Below are 17,650 nucleotides of genomic sequence, written 5' to 3' on the forward strand. Positions count from 1 at the left end.
TAGACTGTCGTTGAATTTCTGTGATTAATGCCCGGTTTTACGTTGTTTGCGCAAGTGATTAATCAAAAAATGAGCAGCTGTGCCTAATCGGGTTTCTCTGCTCCAGACCAGATCAACAAAATATTCAAACTTTGGGGTGAAATCGAGCAGGTTGAGAACCTGTAACTGATCTTGCAAATGTGGCTGCTCATTCAGCATTTCGAGTGGCAGAACCCCCCAGCCCAGTCCTTGCTGAATCATGCTGCAAGCCGAGTGGTGGTTGTCGGTGCGCCAGTAATTTCGTGAAAAGAGTAGTTCCGGCTTGATGGTGCGATCCCGACTGGCCACCACAATCTGCCTATTTTGCAAAATCTGTTCATAACTGACTTGATCGAACTGACTTAGGGGATGCTGTTTGGCGACTACAGCCACCAGTACCTCACGTTTCAATTCCACAAACTGTTCCCGTGTTTCCAGTTGTTCGCGTTCAAACATCAAGGCTAGCTGCGCTGAACCTTCAAACAGCATACGATGTGCATCTTCCTGAGGTGCACTGAATACATTGACTTGCAGTGCAGGAAATTCCTGTTCTAGCAACACAATATAATCGGTCCAGCGCGTATGCAGCAATTCTGAGACCACTACGATATTCAGTTCAGATTCCAAGCCTGAACTTAAGGCTTGAGCATGCTGTTTCCACTGATTCATTTCGACCAGAAGTTGCTGGGTTTTTTCATACAATACCTGCGCTTGCGCAGTTGGTTTCGGTTCACGACCTATACGCTGAAACAGTTCTAGATTCAGGTCAATTTCTAGATTGGCAATGGCCATGCTGACTGCTGAAGGTACTTTGCCCAGTTGACGTGCAGCCGCAGAGAAAGAACCGGTTTCCATCACGGTTTTAAACATCAGCAGCTGTTCTTGATTAACATTCATATCTTTAATATTTCATTTTTATTGATAGATTCTAACTCGAATAGTCAGATTTAAAGAAATAAAATCCTTGCATCATGTAATGAATTGAGCTGATTTGATATGTTAATTTCCAAAAGAAGACTGATTCATGCTGCCTTATATGAAGGCATTCTACTGGTCGTGATCTCTGTCCTGCTAAGTACATTGATGCATATGCCGCTTGAGGTCACCGGTGCACTCGGGATTGCTATGGCCGTGACTTCAGTACTCTGGAACATGCTGTTTAATCATTATTTTGAAAAGTTTGAAGCCAGACATCATTTGAAAAGAACCATTAAAGTGCGAATTGCTCATGCAATTGGCTTTGAAGGCGGTTTGATGCTGGCGACCATTCCGATGGTGGCTTATGCTTTGCACATGAGTCTGGCTCAGGCCTTTCTGCTGGATTTGGCTTTAACGCTCTGTATTCTGGTGTATACCTTTATTTTTCAGTGGATTTATGATCATCTAGAAGCCAGACTGGGGCTACAGCCGGATTATCGGAAAATCTCATCATAAAATACGTCATAAAAAATACCACACAGTTCAGACTCCCTTTTCAGAATGCGAAAGGTGAAATATTCAGCGATGAGGACTTGATCAAGTCCTCATTTTTTATGCTCGAACCTAGCTGAAAATTAAGCTATAAGACTTTGATTTTTTATTTTAATTTTTAAATTTATTGGGGAATTCAATGCTATTTAGACGCGCGATCTTATCAGTGTCCATCGTGTTGCTGATGTGGGGGTGGAGGAGGTGAGAGCAGTACGCCACAGCAGACGCTGCCGGATCCAGTGACACCCCCCGGTTCGGGTGAGCAACTGAGCAAAATTGCGGAATTTAAGGTTCTGGATGTGGGTTCAGAATTAACAGCAGGGAATTTCGGTCTGGCCAGCTGGAATCCCACCGTCATGGTGGTAAATGGCGATGTCCTTTATATTGCCAATAGTCAGGCCGAATCGAATATTTTGCGTTATGACTTAAAACAAAAACGTGCACTCAGTGCGATTGATCCTACGAAAATTTCGGGTCTGGCCAAAAAATGGGATAGCCTGAATGATCTGGAAATTCATGCAGGGCGTTTGTATGTGGCCAACTATGGCTCAAACCGAATTGATGTTTTAGACATTAATAGCGAGCAGCCGAGCTTCATTATGGCCCTTGGTACAGGTGTGTGGTTGGGCGATGCGCTTAATTATGCGTTGGTACATAGCAATGCAGTGACTGCCGATGACCGCTATGTGTATGTACCTGATATTGAAGGCCGGATCAATGTTTGGCGTCAAAGTGATGTGACAGCGCAAAACCATTTAAAAGCTCGGAAATTTGCACGGCTCAGCCTGCCGGGCTGTGCACGCAACTGTAATGCACGTATGGAGGTTATGGACAACTATCTGTATACCAGCCTGCCCAATGGTATGACTTATGTTCACGATATCAATCAGATTCAGGAAAATGGAAATAATATTGCGCCCATTTTAACAGAAACGAATTTGTCGGCAGTCATACATCGCCATAATGATGGTTTGGTCTATGTGTCACGAAATGATGGAACTGTAGAAAGCTACCGGGAAAAATCCTTTAACTTGGAGTCTATCTTACCCAATAAAAGTGTGGATACCTTCCGAGACTATATTTTAAAAGGGCAAAACCAGAGCAGCCGACTAGCCAAGGCCAGCGATCTTTATATTTATGGTCAGAATCTGCTGCATATGGCCAATCATAAAATTCATATTCTGCCAATGCTGACCCTGCAACAGAATAAATCCACCCAGTTAAACCAAGCTATGATTTTAACCGAATCTAAAGCACGCGAGAGAAGCCATGTCTTGCAGGATGGTGAATCATGGGAAACCTTGACCAATAGCAGCCAGCGTCATGTCTATATGGACAAGATTTTATCGGCAACTCTAAATGGCAACCGCCTGCATTTGCAAAGCTACAGTGCTGTGCCTGTACGTGATTTGCAGATTTGTGCCAAGATTAAAAACTCAGAAGACTGGGTGATTCTGGCTAAGCTGGATCAGTTGACGCCATTTTCGAAGGCAAATTTTGGTCTCAAGTTGACCGATCAATCCCGTTTCCCGTTGCTTGATGGCACAGGCTCGATCCAGCTCGCAGGTCTGAGTCAGACCACGCAAAACCCAATCAATGTTTTTGATCTGAAAATTAGCTCTGAGACCGATGAGCACGTCAAAAAGCTGAATCAGATTAAAGCCAAATGGAAAATTTATTTTGGTACCTATGATGAACCGAATAAATGGTGTCGTATTACGCCGGTCTATGCCCGGGAACGGGTCATGATGATGACCAATCTGGCCTACATGCTCAGTACTCCAGAATTTGAAACCTTATGGTTTAACCATAAAGCGGTCATGGGACACGATTTTTTTGGCAATGATGGTCAGGTAGAAGGGCCGAATGGTTTCTTTCAGCCAGAAGATTATGTCCGGATCTATCGGGAAATTCTTAATCGCAATGAAATTAATCTTGGCATTACCAATATGGGTGGTGGTTTAGGTGGTGGAGCAGTATTAGGAGTAGATACTTGGTTATTCTATGGCCATTACAGATTATCTGGTTATCGAATTATTGCACATGAATTTGGTCATCATTGGGGCGGGCATAATAGTGCCTGGGCCATGTCGAATTATGGCTTTGAAGCTATGGTCGATTGGTTAAACTTCTATTTCCAGCGCCGTCCAGGCTCAATTCCTTATATGGACCCAAATGTGAATGCTTTCCACCTAACACCCGACAGCGCGCTTTGTCAGGGTGTGAACCAGAATATGGTGAAAGGTGTGGCATCGACTGCACCGTGGAACAAAGTGGATGAATATTTTAAAAATAACCCGATGCCAAATCCCTAAAACATAAAAAAAGCCCCTCATTTGAGGGGCTTTTTAATTGGATCGGTCAACAGATTATTTTTCAATAATCGCCGTTACACCTTGACCACCGGCTGCACAGATCGATACCAGTACGCGACCTGAACCTTTCTGGTTAATCAGTTTTGCTGCTGTCGCAATGATACGACCGCCAGTTGCTGCAAACGGGTGACCGGCAGCAAGTGAAGAGCCTTTTACGTTCAATTTTGCACGGTCAATTGAACCTAATGGTGCATCCAGACCTAAACGCTCTTTACAGAATTTCGGATCCTCCCAAGCTTTCAGCGTAGACAATACTTGAGATGCAAAAGCTTCATGAATTTCATAATAGTCGAAGTCTTGCAGTTTCAGACCTGCACGTTCCAGCATACGCGGCACGGCATAAGCAGGCGCCATCAACAGGCCTTCTTTTTTCTCGACAAAATCAACTGCGGCAGTTTCCTGGAAAGTCAGGTAAGCCAATACTTCATGACCATTTGCCTTCGCCCATTCTTCAGAAGCCAAGAGCACGCAAGAAGCACCATCTGTTAGCGGCGTAGAGTTACCCGCAGTCATGGTACGGGCATCGCCCTTACCAAAGGCCGGCTTTAATTTCGCCAGTTTTTCAACACTTGAGTCCGCACGCAGGTTATTGTCACGTTGAAGACCCAAGAATGGTGTGATCAGGTCATCAAAGAAACCTTCTTCATACGCTGCAGCCATTTTCTGGTGTGAAGATGCAGCAAGTTCATCCTGTGCTTCACGGGAAATTCCCCATTCCAGTGTAGTAATCGCCTGATGATCACCCATAGACAGACCTGTACGCGGCTCACCATTTTTTGGTGCATCCATAAGGTCTTTCACATTGATTTTGGTCAGTGCTTTCAGACGGTCTTTTGCAGTTTTCGCAATGTTTAGCTCAAGTAATGCTTTACGTAAACCGTCACCAAAAGCAATCGGTGCATCAGAAGTCGTATCTACACCACCTGCAATGCCTACTTCGATTTGACCTAAAGCAATCTTGTTGGCAACAAGAAATGCCGCTTGCAAACCAGTACCACATGCCTGCTGGATGTCATAAGCAGGCGTTTCAGGTGCAAGGGCAGTATTTAGTACACATTCACGGGTCATATTGAAGTCACGGCTGTGTTTCAGTACTGCACCCGCAACCACTTCACCTAAGCGTTGACCTTGCAGATTAAAGCGTTCAACCAGGCCGTTCAGGGTTGCTGTAAACATGTCAGTATTGGATGCCGTAAAGTAAGCACCATTAGAACGTGCAAATGGAATGCGGTTACCACCGATAATCGCAACGCGGCGAACTGTATTTTGGCTCATGTTTGGTTCCTGTAGAACAGAAGTCTGTGTTGTAGAGGTTGAATCTTTTTCAGATGAAGTCGTATTTTTGGCACGGGCAAGTGTGCTCCGTGTACTCGTGGTTTTAGTCGGACTTTTTTCTGTCCCAGTGGCTGTGTCAGTATTTTTAGTGCTACGTTTGGTGCGCGTTGATGGTTTTGACACAGTTTCTGTCGCAGAGTTCTCGACTGCTGGATTTTCTTGAGTTGTTTTGCTCATAAGGCTTTACCAGGCAAATAGATCGTCTTCTTGGCGCTTACATTAGCATAGAAGAGGATAGGCTGTATTGACTACAATGACATTACAGACTGCGCTCAGGTCAAGTCATCTGCCTATTATCTCAAGTATGATTGGGCGGAATCTGGCGGATCTATTGAAATATATGTGTCTGGCATCATATTGAAGTTTAAGGATAACTTTAGATCAACCAAAAATTAATTTGTATGAGAGATAATAAACATGACTGATCAGTACCAAACTTTTGCAAAATCTCCTATTGGTAAATTTGTCATTAAAAATTTGGGTCTGCCATCCCCAACTTCTTTAGACCGTTTTGAGTCTGCTACGCCGGTGGTAAAAGGCGCAGTATTATTGGGCGCAGCACCAGCAAGTCCATTGACGGGTGCTATTGCTCAGGTTCTGGCAAATATCCATGCCAACAGCTATGCAGGTAACAATGCTGAACTGCAACAGGCAGCTGCAGCATCTGGACTGAATCTGGGTGCGTTTAACCCGGGCGATAAAGAATCAAAATTCAAGGTCATCATTTTTGATGCTTCAGGGATCGAAAATTCAGAACAGTTAAAAGCACTTTATGATTTCTTTAACCCGATTGCACGTCAGATCCAGAGTTCTGGTCGTGTTGTAATTGTCGGTACAACACCTGAAACAGCAAAATCGGTGAGCCAGGCAATTGCTCAACGTGCACTGGAAGGTTTCGTGAAATCAGTGGCTAAAGAATTCAAGAAAGGTATTGCAGCAAACCTGATCTATGTCGATGCAGGTGCTGAAGCAAATCTTGAATCTGCATTACGTTTTACGGTTTCTCCGCGTTCTGCCTATGTTTCTGGTCAGGTGATCCGTGTTTCACCAGCTGAAAAAGTAGACGTAGACTGGACCAAGCCATTAGCGGGTAAAACTGCGGTTGTGACAGGTGCAAGCCGAGGTATTGGTGAAGCGATTGCCCATGTATTGGCGCGCGATGGGGCACATGTCATCTGTCTGGACGTTCCACAACAGCAGGCGGACCTTGATCGGGTCGCTGGTGAAATTGGTGGTTCTACCTTGGCTATTGATATTACAGCTGCAGATGCAGGTGAAAAGATCAAGGTAGCGGCAGCTGAGCATGGCGGTCTGGATATCATTGTGCAGAATGCCGGGATTACTCGTGATAAAACATTGGCCAATATGAAGCCTGAACTATGGGATCTGGTGATTAACATCAACCTGTCGGCAATTGAACGCGTGAATGATTACTTGATCTCCAACGATGGTCTAAATGCCAATGGTCGTATTATCTGTGTATCCTCAATTTCAGGGATTGCAGGTAACCTGGGTCAAACCAACTATGCAGTATCTAAAGCTGGCGTCATTGGCGTGGTGAAATTCACAGCACCGACATTAAAAAATGGTATAACCATTAATGCCGTTGCACCGGGCTTTATCGAAACACAGATGACGGCTGCGATTCCATTTGCGATCCGTGAAGCGGGCCGCCGTATGAACTCGATGAGCCAAGGTGGCCTACCTGTCGATGTTGCAGAAACGATTGCAATGTTCGCTTCTACTGCATCAACAGGTTTAAATGGCAACGTGGTACGTGTGTGTGGTCAAAGTCTGTTAGGGGCTTAAAGCATTCAAGTCCTTTCTTGCAGTTTAATTAAAGCTCATGGAGAGGATTTAGGAGAGGGAGATTAGGGGCCTTTTTTAGCCCTCTCTCTAACTCTCTCCCAAAGGGAGAGAGAACTCCACTCATATATAAATGAAAAGAATATTTTAAAGGTTCAGTATGAATACGCGCCATTTTAGTCAACTTCCAAAACCTTATTTAGCCTATCCAAAAGTGATTCAGGGCTTGATTTTTAAAAAGCCGAAAGCTGAAAAAGTTCTACCGCAAGTTGAATATGTGGTGGATTCATTCAAGGTCGATCAGAAACATCTGAAAGCCTATAACGAAGTTTGTGGTTTTAAAAATAATGGTTATATTCCAGCAATCTATCTGACGGTACTTTCACAAAGTCTGCAAATGCACATGATGACTTCAGAAGCATTTCCGTTTCCGATCTTGGGCTTGGTACATATCCGTAATCAGGTCAAGCAATACCGTAAAATCGGCGTCAATGAAACCTTAACCCTGTCATGCAAATTTGGTGAATTACAGCCACATGATAAAGGTGTGCAGTTTGATTTCATGACTACAGTCAAAGTGGGAGGTGAGGTCGTAGTTGAAGCATTGACGACTTATCTGTCACGTCAAAAGACCAATGCTAAAGCTGCTGCCAAACCTGCAGAAAGCCAAGCGCCAGAATATATACTCAATAATGAATGGAACATCTCGGAAAATACTGGTCGTCGCTATGCTATGACTTCAGGTGATTTTAACCTGATCCATATTCATGCAGTCACAGCGAAAGCCTTTGGCTTTAAACAGGCAATTGCACATGGCATGTGGAGCAAGGCCAAAGCACTGGCGAATCTGTCATTGCCAGATGCTTATGAAGCTGATGTCTGGTTCAAGTTGCCAATGTATTTGCCATCTAAAGTTGAGTTCCTGACCGCGCAGGCAGCGAATGATACAGATTTCCTGATTCGAAACAATAAGAATCAAAAACCACATGTCACCGGTCATATCAAAGCAATTTAAATCTGAATCAAAAGCCTAAATCTGATTTAGGCTTTTTCATTTTAAGGGATCAATATTCTATGGATAGAATGATGCAGCCAATTAAAGATTATCTGTTTGCTGATCAGCATAATTATCAGGGCAATGTAGATGCGCGTTTTCGCGACCTTGCTCGTCAGTTTAGCCGCCTACAGGATGCACGTACTGAACAGGGTGGTGCAGCACTTGTCGTATATTTTCAGCGACAAAAAGTTGTCGATATTTATACCGGAAAGAAGTCTGCCACAGAAAGCTGGCAGCCCGATACCATGTCACTATGCTATTCCACTGGCAAAGGTGTATTAGCAACCCTAGCGCATATTCTGGTGAGTCAGGGATTTTTGGACTATGATAGATCAGTTGCAGAATACTGGCCTGAATTTGCGCAAAAGGGTAAAGAAAATATTACTCTGGCGCATATGCTGAGTCATCAAAGCGGATTGTTTGATATCCGTAATATCATTGATGATGCCACTGAAATGGCGGACTGGTCACAGATGCTGGACCGGATTGCGGCGGCTGAACCACGATTTCAGGTTGCTACAGATGCCGCTTATCAACCGCTGACTTTTGGCTGGCAGGTGGGTGGGGCATTAGAAAAAGCGACTGGTAAAAAACTGGGTGCACTGATGCAGGAATATCTGGTTCAACCATTACAATTAAATGGTGCTTATTTTAGCGTACCGACGAATGAGTTAGCTCGGGTGGCTTTACCCATTTCAAAGCCTAAAGTAGCCAAGTCTCAAGCACAGCCTGTGAAAAAAAATATGCAAAGAAAACCCAACCTGATGGAACGAGCCTTAGTATGGAGCGGTCAGAGTCCACAGGATTTTCAGGATGCAATGATTCCCAAAGGCATGAAGAAATTTAGTTTCTTTAGTGAAAAGGGTCTAAAAGCCATTATCCCATCTGCTAACGGTGTCTTTACCGCAGAGAGTCTGGCAAAAATCTATGCCATGCTGGCCAGTCATGGTGAATGGCAAGGTCAGCAACTGATTTCGCCTGAGGTGTTCCAGCGACTGAGTCAGGTGCAGTACAAAACACGCGATCGGATCATGCCTTTACCGATGCACTGGCGCTTGGGTTATCACCGTGTTCTCACTTTAGGAAAAGCCTCTAAAGGTTTTGGTCATATGGGGTTTAATGGCTCTGGTGCCTGGTGCGATCCTGAGCGCGGTTTGAGTTTTGCCTATACGCATAATTTCCCGACAGGTTCATTAACTGGAGATTACCGTCTTTGGGGCCTGACGCAAGAAACCTTGCGCTGTGCGGATGCGGTACTGACCGGTCGCAAAGGCTGGCGCTAAATATCCCTGATTTGGGAGTTTAGCCCGTTAGCTAAATATGTTATTTTGTCGCGCAGTCCATGGCTGTGGTGTGAAGTAATGAAAAAAGTGCTGGTGATTCCTCTGGTCGCAAGCAGTGCGTTGTTCGGATGTCAGGAGCCGAATCAGCCGGCTGCAAAAACGGTGATGGAAGCCAAAGCTCAGATTCCTGCCTGGGTCGGGAGTTATCAGGGCACAACACCATGTATGGGATGTTTTTCAAGTTGTGAAGACTGTCCAGGCATGGCAGTGGCCTTGACCTTGAATGAAGATCAGACCTTTACTTTACAGCGTGAAAGTTTAAGTGGTCATAATGAAATTGAAACAATGAGCGGGCAGATTCGGTTTCAGGATGAATCACAACAAAAGATTGAACTGCTGAATGTCGATACCCGAAATCTGCTCTATGTCGATCTGAAAAAGCATGTTCTGGAAATTCGTGAAGATCAAACAGGCAAACGCTACCAGATGCAAAGTGACTTTATCCTGTTTGAATCGGTCTAATTTTAAAAAAGCATCTGTTTTATATCCCTTTTTCAATGATTTTGATCAAGGGATTTTTACTCTTTATAAACCGGCATTCATTTCACTATTTTATAAAAAAACAGTATGCTTAGACCTTTAAAAAGGAGCATACATGTATCAAGTACTTGCGCGAAAATACCGTCCTCGTAATTTTAATGAATTGGTGGGGCAAAACCATGTATCACGTGCTTTAACCAGCGCGCTCGAACGTGGCCGTTTGCATCATGCCTATTTGTTTACGGGAACGCGTGGTGTCGGAAAAACCACGATTGCACGTATTTTGGCGAAGTGCTTGAACTGCGAGACCGGTATTACCTCGACGCCTTGTGAGGTCTGTGCGACCTGTACCGCAGTCAATGAAGGTCGTTTTATTGATTTAATCGAAATCGATGCAGCATCACGCACCAAGGTCGAAGATACCCGCGAGCTGCTCGACAATGTTCCTTATGCACCGACTCAAGGCCGCTTTAAGGTCTACCTGATCGATGAAGTGCACATGCTGTCCACGCATTCTTTCAATGCGCTGTTAAAGACGCTGGAAGAACCGCCAGAACATGTCAAATTTCTGTTTGCAACCACTGATCCGCAAAAACTGCCAATTACCGTAATTTCTCGCTGTCTGCAATTTACTTTGCGTCCATTGGCAGTCGATGAAATTACTGATCATCTGGGCCATATTCTTAGCAAAGAAAGCATTCAGTCTGATCAGGATGCCATCTGGCAGATTGCTGAATCTGCGCAAGGTTCTCTGCGTGATGCCTTGTCTCTGACTGATCAGGCGATTGCCTATGGTCAGGGTGCGATTCAGCATCAGGACGTCAAAGACATGCTGGGGCTAATTGATCGCACCATTATTTATGACCTGATTCTGGCGATTCACCAGAACCAGAAAGCACAGGTCAGTCAGTTATTGCTGCAGTTCCGTCAGCAAGCTCTGGATGTGTCACTGGTGCTCGACCAGTTGATTTCGACGTTGCATGAACTGGCCTTATTGCAATATTTACCAGATTTAAGCCTGAAATATAGTGCAGAGATCAATCAAAAGATCATGCAATTATCGGCTATAATTTCAGCACAAGACCTGCAACTCTATTATCAGATTGCCTGTAAGGGGCGTGCCGATTTACAGCTTGCAGTTACGCAGGAACAAGGTTTTGAGATGACGGTGCTACGTTTATTGGCTTTCTGTCCCTTACAGCCAAGCGAAATTCCGGTGATGCAGGAGACTGCACCGCAACAGGCAGCAACCAGTACAACACGTCTACAGCAGTCCGTTCAGACACAACTTCAATCTGAATCAGTAGAAACACAATCATTGGAGGCAGAACCGGTATTTGATGATTTCTCTCTGGACGATGAGTCGGATGAGGAGATTGATGTCGCATCAGCGTCTGAACCTTCTTCGGATGATTTTTTGGATGAGGAAGAGCCAACCAACATCAATGCACCTGAACCTGTCCAGCCTGTAGCAACTCAAACAGTGATTGAAGAGATTCAGTCTGCGGATCAGATTGTTTTTGATCCAAATGATGACAAAGGCTTATTTGGTTTTGATGAAATCGAGAGTACGCCAGAAGCACCTGCTACCAGCAACAGTTCGGATGATTTGCTGCTTGAAGAGTTTATTCCTGCAGATGCTGTCATTCCTAGTGAGCCACCACAAAACAGTATGTCTGCTGATGAGGAATTTAGTCTTGCTGTACCGGAAATAGAGCTTTCACAGGAAACAACCGATCAGCCTGCTCTTAAAAATATAGCTCCGGTTCAGCCAGTCGCACAGACAGCTTTGCCGGAAGACATTTCCCAAGATGTAAATATGCAGAATCTGATGCCACAGGATATTTTGAAGATACCTGAGCAAACCTTAGAAGGCGAGTGGAGCGTAGAAAAATGGGAATACTGGTTCCGTAACAGCCAGCTTTCTCCGGCAGTACAGGAACTGGCACAGTATGGCATCATGACTGGCCAGATGAATGGCGAATCCGTTTTCCATATCCCTGAACAGTACCAGCAGTTGCTGACCCAGTTGCAACATCATCTGGAAGCTGCTTTGCAACAGCAATGGCCGCAAACCAATTTCCAGGTGAAATTTGAAAATGTGGACCAGTTAACGCCATATACCATGCAGCATCAGCGTAAGGCACGTGCCTTTAAACGTGCCGAAGAATTGTTACATGCTGAACCGGCAGTACGCAATCTGTTACAGCAGTTTGACGGTGAACTGCAAAATATTCAGCTGAAATAGGCTGGATGTTAAGTCACAACAAATCGAGATAAAGCATCCCGCATTTCAACTGGAATCGGGGTGCTTTTTCGTGTCTCACGATCGACAAATACATGGACAAAATTGCCTTGCGCGGCGGCTGTATCTGAGTTGCGTTTAAAAATAGCCAGATCATAGCTGAGTGATGAGCTTCCCATGCTTTCAATGGCCACGCCCACTTCAATAATTTCCGGATAAGACAGTTCCTGATTAAACTGACAGTTGGAGCTGACTACCAAGCCAATCATCGGGGAGTATTTAGGATCAAAATCAGCTTCCTGAATCAGCAGGGCATTGGCTGCGGTATCAAAATAACTATAATAAGTCACATTGTTGACATGGCCGTACAGATCATTGTCTGCCCAACGGGTTTGAATGGGCAGGAAAAAAGTATAGTGTTCACGCTGTTTGATGGTGGCTTTCATCACTATTCAGTCCTCAGCTAGATAAGGCTTAGGTGGAAATTGATCTAGGAATAGATCGCCTGATAAATCTGATAAGCATCCTCCACCTTGAGTTCACGTGGATTATTCTGCAACAGCCGGCTTTGTTGCATCGCATCTTCTGCCATCACCTGCAGCATATGTTCTGGAACATTCAACTGATTTAGTTTTAGAGTCAAACCGCTTTGCATCAGATGATTATTAAAATGATCAATAAACAGATCGGTCAGGCCATCATGGCAACCTTTACTACGGGGATCCAGCCAGGTCATCAATTCCGCATAGAGCTGTTTGGCCGCTGGCGCATTAAACTTTAATACTTCAGTTAGAACCAGTGCATTGCTATGCCCATGCGAAAGATGAAAATGTCCACCCAGTGGATAAGCCAGCGCATGTACGGCAGCGACTGGTGCATTGGCAAAGGCTTGTCCGGCCAGCATGGAACCGACCAGCATATTTTGGCGGGCATCTAAATCATGACCGTTTTGCAGTACACGTTGCAGATTGGCATTCAGTAATCTTAAAGCCTGTTTGGCCAGCATATCCGAATAAGGATTTTTCTTGTGTTTTGAGGTATAGGCTTCAATGGCATGTACCATGGCATCAATGCCGGTGGCGGCAGTGATCTGTGCCGGAAGATTTTGGGTAAAGGTTGCATCCAGAATGGCAATATCTGCATAGAGAATGGGCGCGACAATGCCAGTTTTGGTCGTTTCACCTGTGGTGACAATCGAAATCGGCGTCACTTCCGAACCTGTTCCAGCGGTGGTCGGTACCAGAATTAAAGCTAAACGCGGTCCGGTAGCATTATCAACGCCATACAGATCGGACAGTGTCTGATGCTGCTCGGGATGCGCCAAAATTGCAATGAGTTTGGCCACATCCATCGAGCTGCCACCACCAAAGCCCAGCACCACATCAATATTTTCCTGTTTTGCAAAAGCCGCCGCTTCAAGCACCACTGTATCGGGCGGATCGGCCTGAACATCCGAGTAAATCACGTACTCCAGCCCGGCAGATTCAATAATATCAAGAAGCGGCAGATGTAATTGCTGCTTCAGCATCCCCGGGTCAGTCACTAGCAGAAGACGTTGATAACGGCCATTTTTTAGAATTTTAAATAATTCCTGAATCGTGCCTAGTCCGGCAATGATATTGGGGACGGTTTGAAACTGAAAACGATTCATGGCGATATCCTTGATTTTTTTATTGCAAATACGAGATTATTCTATGGTTGTAAGATAGGAATCAGTATATAAATAACTTAACATAAGAATCCTTAAAATAAAGTAGCTCTGAGGTTGTTTATGTCATCCAGAACGCCATACAAGGTGTTATGTGTTTGTTTGGGGAATATTTGCCGCTCTCCCACGGCAGAAGTTGTACTCAGACATTATTGTGATGAACAGCAACTGAATATTGTGGTCGATTCTGCCGGAACCAGTAATTATCATCCGGGCAAGGCACCGGACTTGCGTAGCCAGCAGCATGCGCTGAAACGTGGCTATGACCTTTCAGCACTTCGCGCACGTCAACTTATTCCGCATGATTTTATTGATTATGATCTGATTCTGGCGATGGATCTGGAGAATTTATCCAATATCCAGAACATACAGCGTCTGGCAGAAACTCAGTTTGGTCATGTACGTGCACGTGTGGCATTGATGAGTGAACATGATCAGACCTATCCGAAACAGGCCTTACCGGATCCCTATTATGGCGAAGCGGATGGCTTTGAACGGGTGCTTGATCAGTGTGAGTCCAGCAGCCAGGCCTGGATTGAGATTTTTAAACAGAATTTACACAAGGTTTAAGCGATGCAGATTCAAACCCAGGTTCAACTTAAACCTTTTAATACCTTAAATTTAGAAGCAGTTGCTTCGCACTATGCTCAGATTCAATCCACCGCTGATCTGCTAACTGCACTGGATTTTGCGGAACAGCAGCAACTCAATTTGCTGATCCTGTCAGGCGGCAGTAATATGTTGTTGCCGGAGCAGATTGATGCACTGGTTCTGCATATGGATATTCAAGGCATAGAAATGCTGGATGCTGATGATCAGTCGCAACGTTTACGTGTAGGCGGCGGACAAGGCTGGCATGACTTCGTGCTCTGGACTACAGCACAAGGTCTGTATGGTTTACAAAATTTGGCCCTGATTCCTGGACGTGTCGGTGCTTCGCCAGTACAGAATATTGGCGCTTATGGTGTCGAAGTCGGAGAATTCATCGATTCTGTTGAGGTCTATGACCGACAATTGAAACAGTTTGCTTCGATTCAGGCAGCAGATTGTCAGTTTGCCTACCGGCATAGTATTTTTAAAGATGATCCCAACCGTTATGTGATTACCCATGTGACTTTTAGATTACTTAAACAGCCAGATTTGAAACTGAATTATGGTGATCTGAAGACTGCGGTCGGTGATCAGCTCACAGCAGAAAACTTGCAGCAACAGGTCATCCAGATTCGCCAGAGTAAATTGCCTGATCCACAAGAATTTCCCAACGTGGGCAGCTTCTTTAAAAATCCGGTGGTTGATCAGGCGGTCTTTGACCAAATTGCTGTATCTTTCCCGAATTTACCCCATTACCAGCAAACGAATGCTCAAGTTAAACTGGCAGCAGGCTGGTTGATTGATCAGGCGGGCTGGAAGGGTAAACAGTTGGGGCCTGTCGGCATGTTTCATAAACAGGCGCTGGTGTTGGTGAATTATGGTCAGGCCTCTCTCACCGATGTCCGTAAAACGTATCGTGCAGTACAGCAATCGGTTTGGGAGAAATTTAGTCTGATGCTGGAACCTGAACCTGTATTGTTCAATAAAAATGGCTTGATCCGTTCTCATCAGGAAGAGGAATAACATGAAAAACACCCATTGGATGGTACGTTTGCTACAAATTGTCACTGGACTATTTGTACTATGCGGCTGTCTACTGGTGTTGGTTTATACGCCTTTTTACTCAAAAATGATCGTCAAGGGCTTAAACCAGTTTGTCTCCTTAGAGCTAAATGAAGTCGCGGCCCAAAGCCAGAAAATGGCAGCATTAAGCGAGCATGAAAATCTAGAACCTGGATCTGATTTGTGGATAGCCCGTCAGGCATATTTAAAGGTCATGGAACAGGATATCCAGCAAAATAACTCGGCCAACCTGATGCTGATTCAGGCACGTTATAAAGCGCTGCAGCAAGTAATTGAAGAATATCAACGCGAGCAGCAAGATCAAAAAACAGAGCAAAGTCCACCTGCTCAGGTGCCGTTATTGTCCTCTCAGAAAGATGCAGAACCAGTCGATCCGACAGCAAATCTCCGGGAGTTGCTGGAGTGGGACAGTAGTGAAAACAAGGAACGCATTGAGCAATATATGGAGTTTCTGATGACGCATCCGCTGGAACAAGGGGAAGCCAGTTCGGTACAGGAAACTGATGGAGAGGAGATCCAGCAAGACTTGGCTTTACTGCAAGAGCAACAGCAGGCTAAACCCGCGAATCGCTCTCAGCCTTATGCGATTGTGGTATTGGGTGGTGGCTTAACTCTGGATGAACAAAGCAAAGAAATTGTAGTCAATAACTATACGCGACTACGTCTGGAAACCACGCTGGCAGTAGAGAAACACTACCAGTTGCCGATTGTTCTGAGTGGGGTCGAAGCACCGTATATGCAGCGCTGGTTAAAAAATCATGGTGTCGATGCCAAATTACTGGAAGATCGCAGCATGAACACCTGTGAAAATACCCGTTTCAGTTCATTATTATTACAAAAGAAAGGTGGAGCGCCTACAGTGATTCTGATTACGGATCGTTATCATATGCCGCGTACCCGCCGTTTATTTGCGTTAAATGGCATACAAACCATTCCGGTAGAAGCACCGATGCCAACGCCATTGACACGGTGGCGTCCAAGTGCACAAAATTATGATCACAGTCGTCGTGCCAATTATGAAATGTTGGCGACCATGCGCGATATGTGGTTTGGATCCAGTGACTGTCGGGAGGTGCCATAATGTCTGATATCCCATTTTTAAATCCCACCATTCTGAAACAGCTGGATTTACCCATTCCGAGTCGGGATGTTACGCCTCAACTCTTGCCACCTTTAAACCTGAATCGTAGTGATGAACCGCCGATTGATCTGCAGTCCTATCGCAAGCTTTATGGTTTTGACTTACTGGACTGCAAACACTGGCAGGGCTATGTACAGATGCCTTTATTCAGGTTACATGTACAGGTGTTTGAGCCAAATCTGGAAAATACCCGCTTTGATAAGATTCAGGGAACCGCTTTTTTGCTGCATGGTTATCTGGAACATAGCGGCATTTATCAGCCCATTGTCAAAGAGCTTTTGGAACAGGGTTTTAGCGTATTAACCTATGATCTGCCGGGACATGGTCTGAGTGATGGTTCACCTGCCAGCATTCAGAATTTTGATCATTATCAGCAGGTTTTACATGCCGTACATCGTTATGTGCAGCACGCTTCACAATTACCTAAACCTTGGGTCGGCATCGGGCAGAGTACCGGCGGTGCGATCTGGATGCACCATTTACTGGAGTTTGCGGAACGTCGTGAAAATCCTTTTGTTGAACGAGTCTTATTGTTATCACCATTGATTCGTCCCGCTAAAACTGCCTGGTGGCATAATTCGGTCGGATTGGGCATTATTAGCCGAATCAAACGTGAAGTTCCCCGACATTTCAGACGCAATAACCATAATCCGGAGTTTTTGCGTTTTATCCGGCTTAAAGATCCATTACAACCGCGAATAATGGGCATGGACTGGATTTTAGCGATGTCACGCTGGATGCTGGAAATGGAAGCGCGTCCGGCTTGTCGTATTCCAGTCTGGCTGGCGCAGGGTGCACAGGATCAGACTGTCGACTGGCGTTATAATATCGAATTTATCCGGCGTAAATTCCGGCTCCAAACTTTGCTGATGCTAGAAGAAGGTTCGCATCAGTTAATCAATGAGCGTGCTGATATTCGTGCTGCACTCACGGGTTTGATTCCTGCCTTTTTACATGCACATGGCAGCAAAACTTATTATTGATAGATTGAAAATTGA

15 protein-coding genes are annotated in these 17,650 nt (G+C 45.0%); 11 read left to right on the plus strand and 4 right to left on the minus strand.

Annotated features, from left to right (window positions below; genetic code table 11):
• Window positions 1-24: 24 nt before the first annotated feature.
• Entirely contained in the window at window positions 25-915 is an 891-nt protein-coding gene (aceR, locus tag H0S56_RS05815) for an HTH-type transcriptional regulator AceR (RefSeq protein WP_005263303.1), read from the minus strand.
• A 99-nt stretch (window positions 916-1,014) separates the two neighbouring features.
• Between aceR and aceI the strand changes: the two genes are divergently transcribed.
• Together aceI and H0S56_RS05825 are read left to right on the plus strand one after the other, a co-directional pair.
• The gene (gene aceI, locus H0S56_RS05820) at window positions 1,015-1,452 is read left to right on the plus strand and encodes a chlorhexidine efflux PACE transporter AceI (RefSeq protein ID WP_195725871.1); all 438 of its coding nucleotides are present in this window, start codon (window positions 1,015-1,017) and stop codon (window positions 1,450-1,452) included.
• A 275-nt stretch (window positions 1,453-1,727) separates the two neighbouring features.
• Window positions 1,728-3,803, plus strand: coding sequence for a beta-propeller fold lactonase family protein (locus H0S56_RS05825; RefSeq protein WP_227554932.1), 2,076 nt, complete (start codon window positions 1,728-1,730; stop codon window positions 3,801-3,803).
• A 54-nt stretch (window positions 3,804-3,857) separates the two neighbouring features.
• Here the strand turns inward: H0S56_RS05825 and H0S56_RS05830 are convergent, their stop codons facing one another.
• A complete protein-coding gene (locus tag H0S56_RS05830; protein ID WP_195725872.1) occupies window positions 3,858-5,375 on the minus strand; it encodes an acetyl-CoA C-acetyltransferase in 1,518 nt (505 codons plus the stop codon).
• Window positions 5,376-5,615: 240 nt separating this feature from the next.
• Here H0S56_RS05830 and H0S56_RS05835 point away from each other — a divergent pair, with 240 nt between their 5' ends.
• The 5 genes from H0S56_RS05835 (at window position 5,616) to dnaX (ending at window position 12,132) form a co-directional block, all read left to right on the plus strand.
• Window positions 5,616-7,007, plus strand: a complete 1,392-nt coding sequence (locus H0S56_RS05835; protein WP_195725873.1) for a 3-oxoacyl-ACP reductase — start codon at window positions 5,616-5,618, stop codon at window positions 7,005-7,007.
• A gap of 157 nt (window positions 7,008-7,164) precedes the next feature.
• Window positions 7,165-8,019 carry a MaoC family dehydratase gene (locus H0S56_RS05840; protein WP_195725874.1) on the plus strand — a complete coding sequence of 285 codons (855 nt, stop codon included), beginning with the start codon at window positions 7,165-7,167 and terminating at the stop codon, window positions 8,017-8,019.
• 59 nt (window positions 8,020-8,078) lie between these two features.
• A complete protein-coding gene (locus H0S56_RS05845) occupies window positions 8,079-9,344 on the plus strand; it encodes a serine hydrolase domain-containing protein (protein ID WP_195725875.1) in 1,266 nt (421 codons plus the stop codon).
• A gap of 78 nt (window positions 9,345-9,422) precedes the next feature.
• Window positions 9,423-9,866, plus strand: coding sequence for a copper resistance protein NlpE N-terminal domain-containing protein (locus H0S56_RS05850; protein WP_195725876.1), 444 nt, complete (start codon window positions 9,423-9,425; stop codon window positions 9,864-9,866).
• Between the two features lie 133 nt (window positions 9,867-9,999).
• The gene (gene dnaX, locus H0S56_RS05855; RefSeq protein ID WP_195725877.1) at window positions 10,000-12,132 is read left to right on the plus strand and encodes a DNA polymerase III subunit gamma/tau; all 2,133 of its coding nucleotides are present in this window, start codon (window positions 10,000-10,002) and stop codon (window positions 12,130-12,132) included.
• Window positions 12,133-12,140: 8 nt separating this feature from the next.
• On the opposite strand, the gene H0S56_RS05860 is transcribed toward dnaX, so the two are convergent.
• Window positions 12,141-12,575, minus strand: coding sequence for an acyl-CoA thioesterase (locus H0S56_RS05860; protein ID WP_005252181.1), 435 nt, complete (start codon window positions 12,573-12,575; stop codon window positions 12,141-12,143).
• Window positions 12,576-12,619: 44 nt separating this feature from the next.
• Window positions 12,620-13,780: an iron-containing alcohol dehydrogenase gene (locus H0S56_RS05865; protein ID WP_195725878.1), complete on the minus strand. Its 1,161-nt coding sequence runs from the start codon at window positions 13,778-13,780 to the stop codon at window positions 12,620-12,622.
• Between the two features lie 120 nt (window positions 13,781-13,900).
• On the opposite strand from H0S56_RS05865, the gene H0S56_RS05870 reads away from it, so the two are divergent.
• Genes H0S56_RS05870 through H0S56_RS05885 form a run of 4 tightly spaced genes read left to right on the plus strand, consistent with a single transcriptional unit; the run spans window position 13,901 to window position 17,635 of the window.
• The gene (locus H0S56_RS05870; RefSeq protein ID WP_004278810.1) at window positions 13,901-14,407 is read left to right on the plus strand and encodes a low molecular weight protein-tyrosine-phosphatase; all 507 of its coding nucleotides are present in this window, start codon (window positions 13,901-13,903) and stop codon (window positions 14,405-14,407) included.
• Between the two features lie 3 nt (window positions 14,408-14,410).
• Window positions 14,411-15,451 (plus strand): UDP-N-acetylmuramate dehydrogenase, encoded by a 1,041-nt coding sequence (gene murB / locus H0S56_RS05875; RefSeq protein ID WP_195725879.1) that lies wholly within the window; start codon window positions 14,411-14,413, stop codon window positions 15,449-15,451.
• A 1-nt stretch (window position 15,452) separates the two neighbouring features.
• Window positions 15,453-16,592 (plus strand): YdcF family protein, encoded by a 1,140-nt coding sequence (locus H0S56_RS05880; RefSeq protein ID WP_195725880.1) that lies wholly within the window; start codon window positions 15,453-15,455, stop codon window positions 16,590-16,592.
• Window positions 16,592-17,635 (plus strand): alpha/beta hydrolase, encoded by a 1,044-nt coding sequence (locus H0S56_RS05885; RefSeq protein ID WP_195725881.1) that lies wholly within the window; start codon window positions 16,592-16,594, stop codon window positions 17,633-17,635. Before H0S56_RS05880 ends, H0S56_RS05885 begins: the two co-directional genes overlap by 1 nt.
• The last annotated feature ends 15 nt before the right edge of the window (window positions 17,636-17,650 follow it).

This window comes from Acinetobacter lwoffii (assembly GCF_015602705.1).
In the GTDB taxonomy this organism is placed as follows: domain Bacteria; phylum Pseudomonadota; class Gammaproteobacteria; order Pseudomonadales; family Moraxellaceae; genus Acinetobacter; species Acinetobacter lwoffii_E.

Coding starts and splice junctions, on each gene's coding strand:
- aceR (WP_005263303.1), bottom strand. CDS start 915: ATGAATGTTAATCAAGAACAGCTGCTGATGTTTAAAACCGTGATGGAA.
- aceI (WP_195725871.1), top strand. CDS start 1,015: ATGTTAATTTCCAAAAGAAGACTGATTCATGCTGCCTTATATGAAGGC.
- H0S56_RS05830 (WP_195725872.1), bottom strand. CDS start 5,375: ATGAGCAAAACAACTCAAGAAAATCCAGCAGTCGAGAACTCTGCGACA.
- H0S56_RS05835 (WP_195725873.1), top strand. CDS start 5,616: ATGACTGATCAGTACCAAACTTTTGCAAAATCTCCTATTGGTAAATTT.
- H0S56_RS05840 (WP_195725874.1), top strand. CDS start 7,165: ATGAATACGCGCCATTTTAGTCAACTTCCAAAACCTTATTTAGCCTAT.
- H0S56_RS05845 (WP_195725875.1), top strand. CDS start 8,079: ATGGATAGAATGATGCAGCCAATTAAAGATTATCTGTTTGCTGATCAG.
- H0S56_RS05850 (WP_195725876.1), top strand. CDS start 9,423: ATGAAAAAAGTGCTGGTGATTCCTCTGGTCGCAAGCAGTGCGTTGTTC.
- dnaX (WP_195725877.1), top strand. CDS start 10,000: ATGTATCAAGTACTTGCGCGAAAATACCGTCCTCGTAATTTTAATGAA.
- H0S56_RS05860 (WP_005252181.1), bottom strand. CDS start 12,575: ATGAAAGCCACCATCAAACAGCGTGAACACTATACTTTTTTCCTGCCC.
- H0S56_RS05865 (WP_195725878.1), bottom strand. CDS start 13,780: ATGAATCGTTTTCAGTTTCAAACCGTCCCCAATATCATTGCCGGACTA.
- H0S56_RS05870 (WP_004278810.1), top strand. CDS start 13,901: ATGTCATCCAGAACGCCATACAAGGTGTTATGTGTTTGTTTGGGGAAT.
- murB (WP_195725879.1), top strand. CDS start 14,411: ATGCAGATTCAAACCCAGGTTCAACTTAAACCTTTTAATACCTTAAAT.
- H0S56_RS05880 (WP_195725880.1), top strand. CDS start 15,453: ATGAAAAACACCCATTGGATGGTACGTTTGCTACAAATTGTCACTGGA.
- H0S56_RS05885 (WP_195725881.1), top strand. CDS start 16,592: ATGTCTGATATCCCATTTTTAAATCCCACCATTCTGAAACAGCTGGAT.